Genomic DNA, 17604 nt, shown 5'->3' on the forward strand with positions numbered 1-17604 from the left:
CCGCGCTTGCGGTGGCCGAAGACGCGGCCCCGGGTGCCGTCGTGTGGGCTCATCGGCGCTTCCTTCCGAACGGCCCGATCGCGGCGGCGAGCGGTGACGTGCCCGCCGCGAGCCCGCCGGTGAATCGGAATTCGGCGCGGGGCACCATCAGTTCTTCCCCGGATCCGCCGCGCTTGCGGTGGCCGAAGACGCGGCCCCGGGTGCCGTCACGTGGGCTCATCGGCGCTTCCTTCCGAACGACCCGAACGACCCGAACGACCCGAACGACCCGAACGACGCGACCGCGGCGGCGAGCAGCGCCGAGGCCGCCATCCCGGCGTACTTCCACATCGCGGGCAGCTCGCGGGTCGGCACCACCGGATCCGGCGGCAGCCCGTAGACCTCGGGTTCGTCCAGCAGCAGGAAGAAAGCGCCGTTGCCGCCGACGCCGTCGGACGGGTCGTGCCCGTAGAGCCGCGCTTCGGTGACCCCGCGCTCGTGCAGGTCCTCGACGCGGCGGGCCGCCCGTTCGCGCAGCTCGTCGAGTTCGCCGAACTGGATGGAGTCGGTCGGGCAGGCCTTGGCGCAGGCCGGTTCGAGGCCGTCGTGGAGCCGGTCGTAGCAGAGCGTGCACTTCTGCGCCCGCCCATCGTCCGGGCGGCGGTCGATGACGCCGTACGGGCAGCCCGAGACGCAGTACCCGCAGCCGTTGCAGATGTCCTGCTGCACGACGACCGAGCCGAACTCGGTGCGGAACAGCGCGCCGGTCGGGCAGACGTCGAGGCAGCCGGCGTGGGTGCAGTGCTTGCACACGTCCGACGCCATCAGCCAGCGGAAGTCCGTCCGGCCCTCGGCGCCGGTCGTCGCGCCGGGCAGGTCGAACGACGGCATGCCGAGGTCTTCGGGAGCCCGCGGCAGGGGAGAGGTGCCCAGCCCGCCGCCGCCCCGCGGCGCCTCCCGCAGCTCCTCGGCGACGAAGGCGGTGGTCACGTCGATCGCGGACGGCCCGGTCGGCAACCCCTCGAGCCCGGGCGACTGGCCGCCGAGCGGGCGCTGCTGCTCGATGAAGGCCACGTGCCGCCACGAGTTCGCGCCGAGCGCGCCGGTGTTGTCGAACGACATGCCGAGCAGGTCGAGCCCGTCTTCGGGGACGGCGTTCCACTCCTTGCAGGCGACTTCGCAGGCCTTGCAGCCGATGCACACGGACGTGTCGGTGAAGAACCCGACACGCGGTGGGTGCCCGGTGTGCCCGGCCTCGCCGGCGACGTCCGGCAGCGGTCCGGAGAGCCGGTTCTCGACGCTCATGGTCGGTCCTCCTCGGCGTGGCCGGGTTCGACGTGCTCGGTGTCGTGCGCGGTGGCGACCCGGGTACCCGTTTCCGGCGTGATGCCCGCCCGCGCGCGGTACTCCTCGAGCAACGTGAGCAGCTCGGCACCGCGCGGCCGCCGCCCGGGCCGGACGTCGCAGGTGGCGACCTTGCTCTCCTGGATGAAGACGTTCGGGTCCAGCACCACGCCGAAGAGGTCGTTGACGACGTCCCGCGAGACCAGCCCGGAGCCGCCCCAGTGGTAGGGCATCCACACCTGGTGCACGACCCGGTCCTGCACCCGCAACGGCGCCATCCGGTCGGTCACGAACACCCGCGCCTCGACGGCCGCCCGCGCGGTAATGACGTGCGCCCAGCCCAGGTGCGCCAGCCCGCGCAGCTTCGCGAGCTCGGGGGAGACCTCGACGAACAGGTCCGGCTGCAGCTCCGACAGGTACGGCAGCGTCCGGCTCATGCCGCCCGCGGTGTGGTGCTCGGTCAGCCGCGCGGCGGTGAACACGAACGGGAACACCTCGCCGCCGTGCTCGGGCGGCGACGGGTGCGACGGGTTGTCGCGGCGGCCGTAGACCTTCCGCGCCGGGTTCGCCTGCTGCCCGTAGAAGGGGTTCCGGAACGGCGATTCGTGCGGCTCGTAGTGCGTCGGCAGCGGCCCGTCGGCCAGCCCCGACGGCGCGAACAGCCACGCCTTGCCGTCCGACTGCATGATGAACGGGTCGTCGCCGCGCAGCGCGGCCGGCCCCACGGCGCCCGGCGGCGGGACGTGGTCCGGCGGCTTGGTCTTCTCGAAGTCGGGGACGTCGTGGCCGGTCCATTCGCCGCGCTCGGCGTCCCACCAGATCAGGGCCTTGCGCTCGCTCCACGGCCGTCCCTGCGGGTCGGCCGACGCGCGGTTGTAGAGCACCCGCCGGTCCATCGGCCACACCCAGCCCCACTCGTGGGCGTAGAAGTCCTGCTCGAAGCGGGACTTGCGCCGCGCGGCCCGGTTGACGCCGCCGGCGTAGACGCCGCTGTAGATCCAGCAGCCGCACGACGTGCTGCCGTCGGCCTTGAGGTCCAGGTAGCCGCCGACCTCCTTGCCGGTGGTGAGGTCCTGGCCGTTGATCCGCCGCAGCACGTCGTCGGCGGAGGGTTCGTCGCCGTGCACTTCGTAGTCCCAGGCCAGGTCCAGCACCGGCCGGTCGCGCTCGTCTTCCGAGCCCGCCAGCCGCTCGCGGACGAGCCGGCCGAGGTGGTGGAAGAACCACAGCTCCGAGCGCTGGTCCCCGGCCGGCTCGACGGCCTTTTCGCGCCATTGCAGCATGCGCTGGGTCTGGGTGAACGTCCCCTCCTTCTCGACGTGCGAAGCGGCGGGGAAGAAGAAGACCTCGGTGCGGCACTGCTCCGGCACGATCTCGCCGGTCTCGATCTCCGGCGCGTCCTTCCAGAAGGTGGCGCTCTCGATCATCGTCAGGTCCCGGACGACCAGCCAGTCGAGGTTGGCCATGCCGAGCCGCTGCAGGCGGCCGTGCGCGGACCCGACGGCCGGGTTCTGCCCGAGCAGGAAGTAGCCGGAGACCTTGCCGTCGACCATGTCCATGACCGTGCGGTAGGTGCCGTGGTCCCCGTTGATCCTCGGCAGGTAGCCGAAGCAGAAGTCGTTGTCCGGCGTGGCTTTCTCGCCCCAGTACTCCTTGAGCAGCGACACGGTGTAGGCGTCGGCGTTGCGCCAGAAGCCCTTCTGCTTGTCGCCGCGGACGCTGTCGAGGTAATCGGCCAGCGTGACCTGCTCGGGTGTCGGCATCGGCAGGTAGCCGGGCAGCAGGTTGAACAGCGTCGGGATGTCGGTCGAGCCCTGGATGCTGGCGTGCCCGCGCAGCGCGAACACCCCGCCGCCGGGCCGCCCGATGTTGCCGAGCAGCAGCTGGATGATCGAGCCCGCGCGGATGTACTGGGCGCCGACGCTGTGCTGCGTCCAGCCGACGCTGTAGACGAGCGCGGCCGTGTGCTCCCGGCCCGAGTTGCGCGTCCAGGCGTCACAGACCCGCTGGAAGAGCTCCTTCGGCGTGCCGCAGGTGGCCTCGACCATTTCGGGCGTGTAGCGGGAGAAGTGGCGCTTGAGGATCTGGAAGACGCAGCGGGGGTGCTGCAGCGTCGGATCGGCGCTGATCTCCTCGCTGCCGCCTTCGAGCACCGGGCCGCCCGAGCCGTGCTGGTCGGACGCCGACGTCTCCTTGCCGTGCCCGCCGCTCTCGGCCGGCCGGATGCTCTCGTAGTGCCAGGTCGACGGGTCGTAGGCGGCCTTGGCTTCGTCGTAGCCGCTGAAGAGGCCGTCGAGGTCCTCGGTGTCCTGGTAGTCCTCGGACACCAGGAAGGAGGCGTTGGTGTAGGCGACCACGTACTCGCGGAAGTCGAGGTCGTTGCTCAGGATGTGGTTGATCACCCCGCCGAGGAACGCGATGTCGGTGCCGGCGCGCAGCGGGACGTGGGCGTCGGCCAGCGCGCTCGTCCGGGTGAAGCGCGGGTCGATGTGGAACACCTCGGCCCCGCGGGCCTTCGCCTCCATCACCCACTGGAACCCCACCGGGTGCGCCTCGGCCATGTTCGAGCCCATGATGACCACGCAGTCGGAGTTCTGCAGGTCCTGCTGGTAGTCCGTCGCGCCACCGCGACCGAAGGAAGTCCCCAGACCGGGAACGGTGGCGGAGTGTCAAATACGGGCCTGGTTCTCGATCTGGATCGCGCCCAGCGCCGTGAAGAGCTTCTTGATCAGGTAGTTCTCTTCGTTGTCCAGGGTGGCCCCGCCGAGGCTGGCCAGCCCCATGGTGCGCCGCAGCGGCTTCCCGTGCTCGTCGGCGTCCTGCCAGCCCTTCCGGCGGGCGTCGAGCACGCGGTCGGCGACCATCTCCATGGCGGTGCCGAGGTCGAGCTCGGTCCATTCGGTGGCGTAGGGCGCGCGGTAGCGGACCTTCTGCTCGCGCTGCGGGCCGGTGACCAGCTGCTTGCTCGCCGAGCCCTTGGGACAGAGCCGGCCGCGGGAGATGGGGCTGTGCGGGTCGCCTTCGATCTGGACGACCTTCTCGTTCTTGACGAACACCTGCTGCCCGCAGCCGACGGCGCAGTAGGGGCAGACGGACCTGGCCACCCGGTCGGCGCTCGCGGTGCGCGGGACGAGGGCTTCGGAGTGCGGGGATTCGGCGGCCTTGCCCCGGCCGAGGGGGTCGGTGCCGGTGAGCTGCCGGTAGACGGGCCACGATTCGAGCCATTTCCGCGGTCCCACGGCGCCCACCTCCCGACTCCACCGTTTCCGCCGACCGACTACCCCGGGCTCCCCGAGCCTAAACCGCCTCGGCTCACCCGGTCGGCGATGCGCCCCAATGTGGCCTTGGTTGCGTCAGACGCACCCAATGTGGCCTTCGGTGCGTCAGACGCACCGAAGGCCACATTGGGGCGCTGGGTCCGGGGCGCGTCACGTGGAGAACGGCGAGGACGCGCCCTCGGCCCGGGTGCGGCCGCGACGGCCCGCGGCGGCGAGGGGCTGGGCGATGTCCTCCAGGGACTTGCCTTCCGCGTCCACCGCCAGGAACCGGGCCACCAAGCCGCCCGCGATCATCACGGCCGCGCCCAGCAGGTAGCCGATGAACAGGCGGACCGGGTGGTCGCCCGTGCCGATCAGGGCGCCGTAGATCACCGGGCCCAGTGCGCCGAAGCACTGCGCGATCGCGAAGAACACCGCGATCGCCTTCGCCCGGACCTCCAGCGGGAAGATCTCGCTCACCGTCAGGTAGCCCGCGCTCGCGCCGGCGGAGGCGAAGAAGAAGATCACGCACCACGCGATCGTCTGCGTGATCGCGTTGAGCGCGCCCGCGTAGAACAGCACCGCCGTGACCGCCAGCAGGACACCCGACACGATGTACGTCCCGGAGATCATCTTGCGCCGGCCGAGGGTGTCGAACAAGTGGCCGATCGTGAAGGGGCCCACCAGGTTGCCCACCGCGAACGCGATCAGGTAGATCGGCGTCGCCTCGGACGACACCCCGTAGAACTTGCCGAGCACCAGCGTGTAGGTGAAGAAGATCGCGTTGTACAGGAACGACTGGCTGATCATCAGCGACGCGCCCAGCACGGCCCTCGACGGGTAGTCGCGGAACAGCACCCTGGCCAGGGCGACGTACCCGATCCGCTCGGCGGGCGTCACCTCGATCGCCTTCTTCTCGTCGACCGGCGGGAGGCTGCGGCCGGTGTGCTCGACCTCCTGCTCGATCTGGGTGATCGACTCCTCGGCCGCCTCCGCCTTGCCGTGCATGATCTGCCACCGCGGGCTCTCCGGCAGGTGCCGCCGCACCAGGAGGATCACCAGCCCGAGCACCGGCCCGATGAGGAAGCCCAGCCGCCAGCCCAGGGAGAGGTCCATCCGGTTGAGCAGGATGTAGGTCCCGATCGTCCCCAGCACGGCCCCGGCCCAGTAGGTGCCGTTGACCGCGATGTCCACCCGGCCCCGGTAGCGGGCGGGGATCAGTTCGTCGATCGCCGAGTTGATGGCCGCGTACTCGCCGCCGATCCCCATACCGGCCACGAACCTCGTGGCGTAGAGGAAGATCACCCAGCCCGCGCCGTTGCCGAGGGTCAGCGCCGTCAGGCCGCTGCCCACGAGGTAGACGGCCAGGGTGAGCATGAACAGGTTCCGGCGGCCGAGCTTGTCGGAGAGACTGCCGAAGAACAGCGCCCCGACCACCTCGCCGGCCAGGTAGATCGTCGCCAGCAGCCCGACGGCCGCGGACGACATGTGCAGCGTCTCGGGCTTGGTGAGCGTGTCGGCGACCGCGCTGGCCACCGTGATCTCCAGGCCGTCGAGGATCCAGGCCACCCCCAGGGCGACCACCATCCGGGTGTGGAACGGGGACCAGGGCAACCGGTCGATGCGTGCCGGGATGAGCGTGCGCACCCCGGTGGACGCCGGATCGGGTGTTGCCGCCATGACAACCTCCTTGTGAGCAGATCGCTCAGCGTGACTTCCCCCGTCGTGCCCTGGCGAAACACGATCGGGTCGACTCGCGCGGTCACGGCTTGTGATCAGCCGGATACGCTCATTAATCTGGCGTGCGCGCGGGTCGTGCGGGGGCCGCAATACCTGTTCATGCCGGCCTTAGACGGAGATGGGGAGTTTTCGCGTGGCGTCCTTCGCTGCCCCGCCGGGGCGATTGCGGGTTTCGTGCTCGCACGGTGAGCCGGTGCTCCTGGCTTTGACCGGCGAGCTCGACGCCGGGACGGTGCTGGTCGTCGTGGGCTCGGTGGCCGCCGCGCTGGCCGGGACCCCCGAACCCCGGGTGATCGTGGTCGACCTGGCCGGGCTGCACTTCCTCGGCGCCGCGGGCGTTCGCGTGCTGAGCGCGATGACCGACCAGGCCGCCGCCCAGAACGCCCGGCTCCGCATCGTCACGGGCGAGAACGCGGTGGTGAGCCGGGCGCTGCGGCTGACCGGGGTGGACCGGGTGCTGGACGTCTACCCCGATCGGGGAGCAGCGCTGAGTGCCGGCGACGGCCGCGAGTTCCTCCGGCTGACCGCCCGGATGTGGAACAGCTGACCGTCCACAGCGGACGGTCTGCGCGGCGGGATCCGGCGTTTCCGGCGGTCACTTGATTCCCACCGGTTGGCCAGGGCCGAAGGCCGCGGCGATTCGCGCGGCGGTCCGCACCGGGCCGCCGCGCGAAGCTGCTCGGCGCTGACCCTAGCGCTGAACCTTGGCCGCCGCGAAGTAGGCGTTCGACGGGCCGGTGAACGACAGCACCACGCCGACCACCGCCGCGAGCACCGCCAGGTAGCCGCCGATCGTGCTCTGGCCGATCAGCACCGACAGCAGCTGCAGGGCGGCGAGCACCGTCAGCACGATGCGCGCCCAGTTGCGGCCGGCGCGCAGCTTGAACGCGAACAACAGGTACAACCCCGCGATGATCACCGCGATCACCATCGCGGTGATGATCGTGACGTTCACCGTCTGGTCGATCTGCGCGTCGGTGAGGTTGCCGCCGCGTTGTCTGTTCGCGTCACGCATGGTGGTGGTGATCTGGTCCCGGTTGCCGAAGATCAGCAGGCCCCCGATGAGCCCGATCACCGGCGCGACGATGAACGCCCAGAAGGCGCCTTCGACCGTGCCCGGCCGGGCCGGAGCGGGCGCCGGGCCCGTCGAAGCGGACGACTGCGGGTAGTTCGGTGATTCACTCATAAAGGATCAAATAGCACTCTTCCGGGTGACGCGCAGGGCGAGCGGGCCGGGCGTTTCCGGCCGCTCCTTTTCCGGCTCCGGTCCGCACGCGGGAATTCCCCCTCCGGCCGCCGTTCCACAGTGGATTCGCAAGCGGTTCCCGGGCCGGGGAGCGAAAAAACGCAAGATCGGGTGAGGTGCGGTCGTGGCACCTCGTCCGCGTCCGGCCTCCCGGTCGACGGCGGTCAGCGGCCGGTGCTGCCGTCGATCAGCTCGCGCAGGATGTCGGCGTGCCCGGCGTGGCGGCCGGTCTCCTCGATCAGGTGAACCAGCGCCCAGCGCATCGACGGCGCGGGCCGGCCGGGCCGGGCCACCGGCCGCGTCAGGTCGGGGCAGGCGTCGATGACCTCGTTCGCCCGGTCGCACGCGGCGCGGTAGTCCGCCACGACCGAGTCGACGGTCTCGTCCGGGCCCGGCCGGAACGTCCCGGGCCAGTCCGCGGTGTCCTCGCCGAGGAACGTGAAGCGTTCGACGTGCGCGAGGTGCCGGACCAGGCCCAGCAGCGACGTGCCCGACGGGACGCCGGGCGTCCGGACCTGCGGCTCCGGCACGTCCTGCGCCTTCGCCACCACGGCGGCCCGCAGGTGGTCGAGGAAACCGCGCAGCACCTCCTTTTCGGCCGGTCCGGTGCGTGGGGGCGGGGTGTCCCGCCGCCGGGTTCGGGGCATGGCTGGTGCCTTTCAGCGGGTGCGGCGGATCAGCAGGAGGTGGTCGACGACTTCGGCGGTCTGCCCGCCGGGGCCGGTGGCCCGGCGGGCGAGGGCGTCGGCGCGCTCGACGGTCCACCCCGCCGGATCGAGCGACGGCGCTTCGAGGGGCGGGCACGCCGCCGGGTCCTGGTTCCACGACCACGGCGCGACGGACCCGTGCTCGACGACCAGCAGCCGGCCGCCGGGGGAGAGCGCTTCCGCGGCCTGCCGCAGCACGCGGTCGCGGGGGAGCGGGAAGGACGTGTGCAGGTAGTGCGCCGAGACGAGGTCGAACGGGCCCGCCGGGAACGTCGCCGCCAGGTCGTGCCGTTCCCCGGTGATCCGGCCGGCGAGCCCGAGGTCCCGGGCGCGGCGGCCGAGGTGGGCGAGGGCGACGGCGGAGATGTCGGCGGCGGTCACCCGCCAGCCGTGCCGGGCCAGCCACAGCGCGTCCCCGCCGGCACCGGACCCGAGGTCGAGGGCGCGGCCCGGGGCCAGCCGGGAGACGACCTCGACGAGCCGGACGTTGGCGCGCGGCTCGCCGCCGGGGAGGTGGGCCGTGTAGTGGCCGTCCCAGAACCGGGACGCTTCGGTGGTGGAGGTGGTCATGGGCCCACCCTGACCCGGCACCGGCGCACCTGGCACGGTTTCTTGCGGTTCCGGCAAGATGGCCGGGGTGAGCGACGACTTCGAGGACGTGCTGCACGCGGTCGGGCCCCGGCTGCGGGCGCTGCGCCGCCACCGCGGGATGACCCTCGCCGGCGTCGCGGCCGTCACCGGGGTGTCGGAGAGCACGCTGTCGCGGCTGGAAAGCGGGCAGCGGCGCGCCAGCCTGGAACTCCTGCTGCCGCTGGCCCGCGCCTACGACGTCCCGCTCGACGACCTCGTCGGCGCACCCCGGACCGGCGATCCCCGCATCCACCTCTCCCCGATCCACCGCCACGGCATGACGTTCGTGCCGCTGTCCCGGCGGCCCGGCGGCATGCAGGCGTACAAGATGATCATCCCCGGCACCGGCCGGCCACCGGTGCCGGACCACCAGACCCACGAAGGCCACGAGTGGCTGTACGTGCTCCACGGAAGCCTGCGGCTGGTCCTCGGCGAGCACGACCTGGTGCTGCCCGCGGGCGAGGCGGCGGAGTTCGACACGACGATCCCGCACTGGCTCGGCAGTGCCGACGGAAAGGCGGTCGAGCTGCTGATCCTGTTCGGCCGCCACGGGGAACGCGCGCACCTGCGCGCCCGCGCGCACTGAATAATCCGCCGCGATCACCCGCGGATTCCGGCTACGCTCGGGCCGCCGCGCGGCAAAAGAGCAAAGCGGGCCGGAAGAAACCGGGATGATGACGGAACAAGCGGACGAGTGGTACGCGGTGCGGTGCGTCTTCCGGTGGACCGAAGCCGCGGGGCAGCCCTACGAGGAACGGATCACGGTGTGGCGTGCCGCCGGCTTCGACGCCGTCCTCGCCCGCGCCGAGGCGGAAGCGCGGGAGTACGCGGCGAACACCGGAACCACCTATCTCGGCCTCGCGCAGAGCTACGCGACGGGGGAGGAACAGCTGTCCCCGGGGAGCGAGGTGTTCTCGCTGCTGCGGGGAAGCGATTTGCCGCCGGACGAATACCTGGACCGGCATTTCAGCACCGGCGCGGAACACGAGCACACCATCTGATCCGAGGAGTCACGACATTCCCCGCGAAAGACTCGAACTGCCCGGCCGGTCCGGATGAGCGCGATTGCCGCCGCGGTCCGGGCACTGGCCGGCGCGCGCCTGACCGAAGTCCGGCGGGTGGCGAACCTCGCGATCGTCGTGTTCCGTCCCGGCGACGGGCCCGGCTGGACGATCCACGCCCAATGCCCGTTCCGCGTCACGCACGGCGACGTGATCCTGCTGGGTCCACGCGACCTGAACTGGCCGCGGGAGCGCGGCATCGACCGTGACGAAGCGTTCGAGAACGGCACCACGAAGTACGACGCGCAGGCGGAATTCCTGACGGCCCGGTTCGCGACGAGCGACTTCCGGGTGACCGGCACGGAATTCGGCCCCGGCGGCCGGCTGGCCATCGAGGCCACCGGCGACGGCGAAGGGCACTTCGTGTACCCGGAAGCGGCCGGCCACGATTGAGCCTCGAGGAAGCCGTGGCCGGGCTGGTTTCCGCGCGGGTCACCGGCTTCGGCCGGACGGTGGACATCGCCGAAGTCGGGTTCGCCCGCGGGGCGACGGAAACGCGGCTGCACGCCCAGTGCCCGTTCCGGGTGACCCGCGGTGAGAAGACGTTGTTCGGCACGGTCGACATGGCCTACCCCGCCACGGCGGACGCGGACCCGGTCGAGGCCTTCCGGCGCAACGCGACGATGTTCGACAAGTTGGCCCGCCGCCTCACCGACCGCTTCGAGGCCGTGGCGTACGTCGTCGAGTCGGCGGTCCTCGGCCGCGCGGGGGCGATGACGCTGGAGCTGACCGGCGCGGTGGTGATCGAGGTGCTCCCGGCCTGCGGCAGCCCGGTCGAGCAGTGGCGGCTGTTCGACCGGGACCCGGTCCGGCCGGGAGCCGGCGCCCACCACGTGTACCCGGAAGCGGCCGGCCGGTGAGGGAGGCTGCATGATCTGTCCGTCGCACACCGGCCCCACGGAGGACACCGATGACCGCACCCGCTCGTGACGCGCTCCTCGCCGTCGCCGCCCTGCTGGCGCCGGACGCGCCGCGGGTGGCCGAGCACGCCGGGGCCGCCCACGACGATCCCGGCGCTTTCCTGCTGGAGCACGCCGAGCGGCTCGACGAGCGCGGGATCGACGAACCCTTTCCCCTGCTGGCCTGGATCGCGCTGGTGAACGCCCTCGCCGACCACGGACTGCTCGCCGAAGTCGACTGGAAGGAGTCGCCCGGTGAAATCACCGGCCGGCTGCGGGCCCTGCGGTCCGCGCCGCCGGCCGACGAGCTCTGGACGTCACTCGCTCGGAGCGAGCTGCCCACCTACGAGTTCCTCGAAGCCGCGGGAAACCGGCTGCACAGCACGGGAACGGCGCTCGCGGTCCTCGACATCGAGTCCGACTGCTACCCGCTCGTCCTCCTGCCCGCCGCCCGCGGTGACGACCTCACCGCCTTCGCCGCGGCGGCCGGGTTCACCGCCGAGGTGCTCGGCCGCTAGGGCCGGTCCACAACGCCGGATGAGCGGCGTGGCCAGGTCGATCATGTCCCGGTAGGAGGTGGCGGCCCTGTCGGACGTGGTGGCGATCGTGGCATGATCACCTGGCTCGCTCTGCCCGCCGCACGAGTGTGCTTCCCCTGTTCAGGACGCTGTCGTGCGCCGGACGCCCGCGGCGTGCTGATGCGCCCGCACGGTGCTGGAATCCGCCGAGGTGCTCGGCCGCTAGTGTCCTGCGTCCGAAGTTCAGTGACAGCGGCCCGGTCCCCGAGCGCCCCAATGTGGCCTTGGTTGCGTTCAACGCACCCAAGGCGGCCTTCGGTGCGTTCAACGCACCGAAGGCCACATTGGGGCGCTCTTCCCGGACGTCAAACAACTTGCGACGCGCGACACTAGGAAGGCCCGCGGGCTTCGGCCGATCCGGCGTCAGCGGCAGAAAGCCGTGTCCACCGCGGACACCACCGCCTGGGCCGCCTGGTCGGCGTCGCCGAAGGTGCCCGGCAGCGCCGTCACGGCCAAGCCGACCGAACGGCCGTCGTCCGTGGCGCCGCCGCGGGTTTCGAATCCGTGGATGTCGCCGCCGTGGCCCCAGTACACGCCGCCGCAGCTGAGGGGGACGCTGAACAGGCCGAGGCCGTAGCGCCAGCCCGGCAGCAGGGGCGCGTCGACCGTCTTGCGCATCTCGGCCAGCTGCGGTGCCGGGAGCAGCCGGCCGTCCAGCAGCGCGCGGGAGAACTGCGCGAGGTCGCCCGGGGTCGAGATCAGCTGACCGGCCGCCCAGCCCCACGACGGGTCCAGTTCGGTCACGTCGATCACCTCGCTGCCCGAGCGCGCGTAGCCGTGCGGGTGCGGGCCCCGGATGGTCTGGTCGCCGACTTCGGGCCAGTACGTGTTGCGCAGGCCCGCTTTCCGGATCACGCGCTCGGTGATCTGCTCCGCCACCGGGCGCCCGGTGACGCGCTCGATCAGCAGGCCCGCCAGCACGTAGTTCGTGTTGCTGTACTCCCACTTCGTGCCGGGCGCGAACTTCGCCGGGTGGGCCAGCGCCAGCGCGAGCAGCTCGTGCGGCTGGAAGTACCGGTGCTGCAGCTTCGCTATGTCGTCCAGCCCGAGGTACTCGGTGTAGTTCGGCAGCCCGCTGGTGTGCTGCAGCAGCTGCCGGACGGTGATCGCCGCCCCGCCGGGCACCAGGCCGGGCAGGTACCGCTCGATCGGCGCGTCCAGTTCCACCTTGCCCTCGGCCACGAGCTGCAGCACGACGACCGCGGTGAACGACTTCGTGTTGCTGCCCGCCCGCACCCGCCCGTCGGCCGGGACCGGCACCCGGCTCCCGAGCCGTGCGGAGCCGGCGACCAGCGACTCCGTGCGGCCGCCGCGGCTCACCGAGGCGAGCGCCGCCGGGAACTGGCCCACCAGCGCGTCGAGTTCCTTCTGGAGGGCGCCGTTGCGGGGCGGCCCCGCCTCGGCCGTCGTGACCGTCGCGCCCAGCAGGCCCGCCACCGCCAGGACCACCACACCCTTGCGCACCAAGGAAGTACTCATCTTCTCGCTCCTTCGTCACCGGATTCGGACACCGCCCACGATGCCGGGATCCGGTGCGAAGATCAGCAGTGCGGGCCACCGGATCGGGGGTAGCGCCAGCGCTACCCCCGGATCCGGTCCGCTGGTTACGGCTGCCGCAGGATCGGCAGCGAGGACGTCAGTGCTCCCGCCGCCACGCCCGCGCCGACTCCGGTCCACGCCAGCGGGCCGAGCGGGGTGCAGCCGAAGAACCGGCTCACCCCCGGCGTCTGCACGATCGCCGCCAGCACCAGCGCCGACCCGACCGCCGTGCCGACCACCAGGGGGCTGCGGCGGCGGCCGCGCAAGGTCTGGGCCAGCTGGGTGCCGACCAGGCCGCACAGCGCCATCGTGCTCGTGCGGCGCACCGTTCCCGGGGTGCACCGCCCGATCAGCCACGCCGTCGTCGCGCCGACGCCCGTCGTCACGCCCCGGCTGGTGATCGCGCGGGTCAGGCCGTCGCCGAGTCCGCCGGAACCGTCGTCGTCCGGGCGGGTGACCGCCACCGCCATCGCCGGGAACAGGTCGGTCAGCAGGTTGACCAGCAGCAGCTGACGGGTGCCCAGCGGCGAGTCGCCCGACAGCAGCGTGCCCAGCACCGAGAACCCGATCTCGCCCGCGTTGCCGCCGACGAGGATCACCACCGCGTCCGACACGCTGCGCCACAGCGCGCGGCCCTCCGCCACCGCCTCCAGCAGGACGGTGAGGTCCTCGCCGGTCAGCGCGACGTCGGCCGCGGTGCGGGCGGCGGTCGACGCCCGGGCGCGCACGCCGATGCCGACGTCCGCGGCGCGGATGGCCGCCGCGTCGTTCGCGCCGTCGCCGACCATCGCCGTCACCCGCCCGGCTTCGCGCAGCGCCTCCACGACCTGCAGCTTCTGCTCCGGGGCGACGCGGGCGATCACGCCGGCGCCCGACAGCAGCCGGGCCCGGCCGGCCCGGTCGAGGGCGGCGAGCTCGTCGCCGGTGACGACCGGGGCGTCGGACGGCCAGCCGAGCGACGTCGCGATGGCCCGCGCGGTGTTCGGGTGGTCGCCGGTGAGCATCACCGGCGCTACGCCGGCCGCGCGCAGCCCGGAGATCAACGGCCCGGCGGTGGGCCGCAGCGTGTCCGCCAGCCCGAGGAATCCGAGGAACTCCAGGTCCGCCAGCACCTCTTCGTCGCCGTCGAGCGCGGGCGGAGCCTTCCGGGACGCCACCGCCAGCACGCGCAATCCGTTGTCCGCCAACGCTTCCGCGGCGCGGGCCAGCTCGTCCGCGCCGGCGCAGGCGGGCAGCACGACTTCCGGGGCACCCTTGACGACCAGCGTCACTTCGCCGTCGGCGTCCTTGCCGATCGTCGCCGAGTAGCCCCGGTTCGCCTCGAACGGCTGCCCGGCGAGCTCGGTCCAGCCCTCGTCCGGGCCGGCCGCGTCGAGCACGGCGTGGTCGGTGGCGTGGGCCCGCACGTGGGGGTCGTCGAGCGTGCCCGGGCACGCCCGCGCGGCGGCCCGCAGCACGGCGTCCTCGGGCCCGGGTTCGTGGGCCTCGCCGCCGGGCCCGGTCGTGGTCACCACGCGCAGCCGGTTCTCGGTCAGCGTGCCCGTCTTGTCGAAGCACACGACGTCCAGGCGCCCCAGCGCCTCCAGCGCCCGCGGCGCGCGGACCAGGATGCCGCGCGCGGACAGCCGCCGCGCCGCCGCCCGCTGGGCCACGGTCGCCACCAGCGGCAAGCCTTCGGGCACCGCGGCGACGGCGATCGCCACGCCACCGGCCAGCGCGCGGCGCAGCGGACGGCCGCGGATCGCCGAGAGGCCGGTGACGAGCGCGCCGCCGAGCATCGTCAGCGGCAGGGCGCGGCGGGTGAGGTCCTGCAGCCGCGCCTGGATGCCCACCGCGGCGGCCGTCCGGGTGGCCAGCTCGACCGCCCGGCCGGCCACGGTCTCCGAGCCGACCGCCACGACGACCGCGGTGCCTTCGCCGCTGACCACCGTGGTGCCGGCGAAGACCAGGCAGGCGCGCTCGGCCATCGGCGCACCCGGCACCGGGTCGAGCTGCTTGGCGACCGGGAGCGACTCGCCGGTCAGCGCGGACTCGTCCGCTTCGAGGTCGTTGGCGGTCAGCAGCCGGGCGTCGGCCGGGACGACGTCGCCGGCCCGCAGTTCGATCCGGTCGCCCGCTTTCAGCGCCCCCGCGTCGACGACCCCGCCGCCTTCCCGGCGCGCTCGTTGCCGCATCCCGTCCCGCAGCTTCGCCAGCGCGCGGCGGCCGCGGAACTGCTGGGCGCCGCCGACGACGGCGTTCAGGCCCATCGCCGCGGCCACCAGCAGCGCGTCCACCGGCGAGCCGACCACCGCGGACGCGACCGCGCCGAGGGCCAGCACCGGGGTCAGCGGGTCCTTCAGCTCGGCGAGGACGTCGGCGGCGAGGCCCGTCCCGAACCGGACCGGCGCCGCGGCCGGGTGCCGCGCCACCGCGCCGGCCACCGCCCGCACCCGCCGGGCCGTCAGTTCCCGGTTCGTGGGCTCGGTTTCCGCGTCGGCGAGTCGGCGGAGGACCTCGTCGCCGGTCAGCTCGTGCCAGGCGATCCGCGTGCGGCCGGCCGGGGGACGGGCGGCGGCCACCCGTGCCGCGGCGAGCGTGCCCATCGCCAGCCCGGTCAGCCCGCCGAGCAGCGCCGGGTCCAGCCGGGGCACGAACGGCACCAGCGTCCGCCGCCGGCGTGACAGCAGCAGCAGGCCGCCGATCAGGCTGCCCGCGGTCGCCACCCGGGTGGCCCGCTTGCTGTTCACCCGCGCGGCGCCGGCCGCCCGCAGTACCCGCCAGACGCCGGTCAGCCCCGGCCGGACGATCAGGTCGGCGCCCCAGAGCACCGGCGCGCGGCGATCGGCGAGGGCGACGCACAGGTCGCCGGCGAGCAGGCCCGCCACTTCGTCGCAGTGCGGCGCACACCGCGCGGGCGGGCGGGCGACGGTGAGCACGACCCGGCCTTCGTCCTGCAGCCGTGTCACCAGCTCGAAGAACGATTCCCGGGCGACGTCGTCGGCCAGCGAGGCGAACTCCCCGAGCCGGTCGCGGGCGTCGTCGCCGGCGATGACCACCCGCGCCTCGGCCCGGCGGGCCGCGTCCAGCACGGCTTCGGCGTGCGGATCGAGGCCGTCTTCGCCGTGCAGCGCGTCGGCGTGCAGCACGACGGTGTCCACGGCGTCCAGTGCCTTGAGCCGGTCCGGGTCGCGGACGAGCACGCCTTCGCGGGCGAACGCGGTGCCCATCGCGGTGTGGAAGGCGGTGCCGGCGTACCGGGCCGGCATCGGGGACGCCGCGAGGAAAGCTTCGGCGGCTTCGCGGGGTTTGCGGCGCACCAGCAGGTCGGCCAGCGCGGCGAGCAGGCCGCTGCCGACGGCGTTGCGGGCGTAGTCCTCCATGGGGATCCGGACCCGCCGCTGCGGCGGGGTCACGCCGAGGCTGGGCCGCTCCGGCGAACAGAGGTCGTCGTGGGCGGCGTCGAACGCGGAGAGCCGGGCGATCGCCTCGGTGAGCTGGCCGGTGCGCAGGAGGGCGTCCAGCACCAGTTCGAGGGGATCCTGGCTGAGTCCGCGCACCGCGGCGGACACGCCCGAGCGCGCCAGTTCGGCCGTGTACCAGCCGAACTGCTCGTCGAGCGCCGCGCGGACGGCGGGGTGTTCGCGGGCCGCCGCCACCGCGGCGCGCACGGTTTCGTGCAGCCGTCCCGAGCGCACGGCGCGGGTGCCGACCGAGACACCCAGCCCGGCGACGTCCATGGCCAGGGCGAGCGCCGCGGCCCGCACCCCGTAGGTGTCGCCCGGGTGGGCCGGGGCGCAGTCACCCGGCTCGGCCGGGGTCAGCCCGTGCCGCTCGCAGCGCTCGGCGACCCAGTCGGCGACACGGTCGGCGGCGGCCTCCTCGGTCAGGTGGAGGACCACACTGCCGAGCCCACCGTCCCAGTAGGCCCCGGCCACCCCGGCGTGGGCGGCCACCTCGGCGGCGAGCGCGGACCCGTCCGGCTGATCGGCGTCGACAATCGGCCGCAGGGGGACGTGCAGCCGCCGCCCGGCCTGCCAGACGGCGGTCCGCGGGCCGGCGGCGTTGCGCACGACCCGCGCGGCGCGCACGGCCGTGCGGCTGCTCGTCCGGGTCGCTTCCGCCACGGTCCCGGCCGCTCCCGCGGTCAGTTCCCCGGCGAGCGGGCCGAGCGCCGAAGCCGCCCGTTTCGCTTGCTGCGTCACGAGGACCGGGCCGGCCAGGGCCAGCGTCATCCCCACCTTCGTCGCCGCGAACACCGCTCCGAGCACTCCGACCTCCGCCTGCCGATCATGTCCGCTCGGCGTTCCCCGGTGCGGGGAGGCCAAACCCGCCGGGGGAGTGTTCAGCCCGATCGCGCGACAGCGCCGGACGGCGGCGGTGGTGCCGGGAAGCTCGGTGTCGGTCTGGTGGTCTGGTTGCGCGGTGGTGCTGGGGGCGGTTCCGGTGGCGCCTCGATCGCGTGACAGTGCCGGACGGCGGCGGTGGTGCCGGGAAGCTCGGTGTCGGTCTGGTGGTCTGGTTGCGCGGTGGTGTTGGGGCGGATCTGGTGGCGCCTCGATCGCGTGACAGTGCCGGACGGCGGCGGTGGTGCCGGGAAGCTCGGTGTCGGTCTGGTGGTCTGGTTGCGCGGTGGTGTTGGGGC

15 protein-coding genes are annotated in these 17604 nt (G+C 73.2%); 6 read left to right on the forward strand and 9 right to left on the reverse strand.

The features are described 5' to 3' along the window. Positions 1-49 precede the first annotated feature (49 nt). The 4 genes from AB0M30_RS36055 to AB0M30_RS36070 all read right to left on the reverse strand — a co-directional run bounded on the left by AB0M30_RS36055 (position 50) and on the right by AB0M30_RS36070 (position 6260). Positions 50-220, reverse strand: a complete 171-nt coding sequence (locus tag AB0M30_RS36055; protein ID WP_364593469.1) for a hypothetical protein — start codon at positions 218-220, stop codon at positions 50-52. Beyond that, positions 217-1284 (reverse strand): 4Fe-4S dicluster domain-containing protein, encoded by a 1068-nt coding sequence (locus tag AB0M30_RS36060; protein ID WP_364593472.1) that lies wholly within the window; start codon positions 1282-1284, stop codon positions 217-219. Before AB0M30_RS36060 ends, AB0M30_RS36055 begins: the two co-directional genes overlap by 4 nt. Continuing rightward, positions 1281-4562, reverse strand: a complete 3282-nt coding sequence (gene fdh / locus AB0M30_RS36065) for a formate dehydrogenase (RefSeq protein ID WP_364593475.1) — start codon at positions 4560-4562, stop codon at positions 1281-1283. The genes AB0M30_RS36060 and fdh overlap by 4 nt, the downstream gene beginning before the upstream one ends. Before the next feature lie 189 nt (positions 4563-4751). Then, entirely contained in the window at positions 4752-6260 is a 1509-nt protein-coding gene (locus tag AB0M30_RS36070; RefSeq protein WP_364593477.1) for an MFS transporter, read from the reverse strand. 253 nt (positions 6261-6513) lie between these two features. Between AB0M30_RS36070 and AB0M30_RS36075 the strand changes: the two genes are divergently transcribed. Further along, positions 6514-6867, forward strand: coding sequence for an STAS domain-containing protein (locus tag AB0M30_RS36075; RefSeq protein WP_364593480.1), 354 nt, complete (start codon positions 6514-6516; stop codon positions 6865-6867). Between the two features lie 144 nt (positions 6868-7011). Here AB0M30_RS36075 and AB0M30_RS36080 read toward each other — a convergent pair whose 3' ends face one another. The 3 genes from AB0M30_RS36080 to AB0M30_RS36090 form a co-directional block, all read right to left on the reverse strand. Then, positions 7012-7506, reverse strand: a complete 495-nt coding sequence (locus tag AB0M30_RS36080) for a hypothetical protein (RefSeq protein ID WP_364593483.1) — start codon at positions 7504-7506, stop codon at positions 7012-7014. A 224-nt stretch (positions 7507-7730) separates the two neighbouring features. After that, entirely contained in the window at positions 7731-8213 is a 483-nt protein-coding gene (locus tag AB0M30_RS36085) for a DinB family protein (protein ID WP_364593486.1), read from the reverse strand. A 12-nt stretch (positions 8214-8225) separates the two neighbouring features. Then, positions 8226-8843: a class I SAM-dependent methyltransferase gene (locus AB0M30_RS36090; protein ID WP_364593489.1), complete on the reverse strand. Its 618-nt coding sequence runs from the start codon at positions 8841-8843 to the stop codon at positions 8226-8228. A 67-nt stretch (positions 8844-8910) separates the two neighbouring features. On the opposite strand from AB0M30_RS36090, the gene AB0M30_RS36095 reads away from it, so the two are divergent. The 5 genes from AB0M30_RS36095 to AB0M30_RS36115 all read left to right on the forward strand — a co-directional run bounded on the left by AB0M30_RS36095 (position 8911) and on the right by AB0M30_RS36115 (position 11381). Beyond that, positions 8911-9489, forward strand: a complete 579-nt coding sequence (locus AB0M30_RS36095; protein ID WP_364593491.1) for an XRE family transcriptional regulator — start codon at positions 8911-8913, stop codon at positions 9487-9489. Positions 9490-9574: 85 nt separating this feature from the next. Beyond that, positions 9575-9904 (forward strand): hypothetical protein, encoded by a 330-nt coding sequence (locus AB0M30_RS36100; RefSeq protein ID WP_364593494.1) that lies wholly within the window; start codon positions 9575-9577, stop codon positions 9902-9904. Between the two features lie 54 nt (positions 9905-9958). After that, on the forward strand, positions 9959-10357 hold the full coding sequence (locus AB0M30_RS36105; RefSeq protein ID WP_364593496.1) for a hypothetical protein: 399 nt from the start codon (positions 9959-9961) through the stop codon (positions 10355-10357). Then, complete coding sequence (locus AB0M30_RS36110; protein WP_364593499.1) at positions 10354-10824, forward strand: hypothetical protein; 471 nt, start codon at positions 10354-10356, stop codon at positions 10822-10824. The genes AB0M30_RS36105 and AB0M30_RS36110 overlap by 4 nt, the downstream gene beginning before the upstream one ends. A gap of 50 nt (positions 10825-10874) precedes the next feature. Further along, positions 10875-11381 (forward strand): hypothetical protein, encoded by a 507-nt coding sequence (locus AB0M30_RS36115; RefSeq protein ID WP_364593502.1) that lies wholly within the window; start codon positions 10875-10877, stop codon positions 11379-11381. A gap of 423 nt (positions 11382-11804) precedes the next feature. Here AB0M30_RS36115 and AB0M30_RS36120 read toward each other — a convergent pair whose 3' ends face one another. Both AB0M30_RS36120 and AB0M30_RS36125 read right to left on the reverse strand, forming a co-directional pair. Beyond that, complete coding sequence (locus AB0M30_RS36120; RefSeq protein WP_364593505.1) at positions 11805-12920, reverse strand: serine hydrolase domain-containing protein; 1116 nt, start codon at positions 12918-12920, stop codon at positions 11805-11807. 125 nt (positions 12921-13045) lie between these two features. Then, entirely contained in the window at positions 13046-17230 is a 4185-nt protein-coding gene (locus AB0M30_RS36125) for a cation-translocating P-type ATPase (protein ID WP_364593508.1), read from the reverse strand. Between the last annotated feature and the right edge of the window lie 374 nt (positions 17231-17604).

Origin of the sequence: Amycolatopsis sp. NPDC051716, assembly GCF_040681595.1 — a bacterium.
Taxonomy (GTDB): domain Bacteria; phylum Actinomycetota; class Actinomycetes; order Mycobacteriales; family Pseudonocardiaceae; genus Amycolatopsis.

What these genes read in the sequence shown, in the direction of transcription:
- AB0M30_RS36105 (WP_364593496.1), top strand. Translation starts at nt 9,959, where the DNA reads ATGAGCGCGATTGCCGCCGCGGTCCGGGCACTGGCCGGCGCGCGCCTG.
- AB0M30_RS36055 (WP_364593469.1), bottom strand. Translation starts at nt 220, where the DNA reads ATGAGCCCACGTGACGGCACCCGGGGCCGCGTCTTCGGCCACCGCAAG.
- AB0M30_RS36100 (WP_364593494.1), top strand. Translation starts at nt 9,575, where the DNA reads ATGATGACGGAACAAGCGGACGAGTGGTACGCGGTGCGGTGCGTCTTC.
- AB0M30_RS36090 (WP_364593489.1), bottom strand. Translation starts at nt 8,843, where the DNA reads ATGACCACCTCCACCACCGAAGCGTCCCGGTTCTGGGACGGCCACTAC.
- AB0M30_RS36120 (WP_364593505.1), bottom strand. Translation starts at nt 12,920, where the DNA reads ATGAGTACTTCCTTGGTGCGCAAGGGTGTGGTGGTCCTGGCGGTGGCG.
- AB0M30_RS36080 (WP_364593483.1), bottom strand. Translation starts at nt 7,506, where the DNA reads ATGAGTGAATCACCGAACTACCCGCAGTCGTCCGCTTCGACGGGCCCG.
- AB0M30_RS36070 (WP_364593477.1), bottom strand. Translation starts at nt 6,260, where the DNA reads ATGGCGGCAACACCCGATCCGGCGTCCACCGGGGTGCGCACGCTCATC.
- AB0M30_RS36115 (WP_364593502.1), top strand. Translation starts at nt 10,875, where the DNA reads ATGACCGCACCCGCTCGTGACGCGCTCCTCGCCGTCGCCGCCCTGCTG.
- AB0M30_RS36060 (WP_364593472.1), bottom strand. Translation starts at nt 1,284, where the DNA reads ATGAGCGTCGAGAACCGGCTCTCCGGACCGCTGCCGGACGTCGCCGGC.
- AB0M30_RS36085 (WP_364593486.1), bottom strand. Translation starts at nt 8,213, where the DNA reads ATGCCCCGAACCCGGCGGCGGGACACCCCGCCCCCACGCACCGGACCG.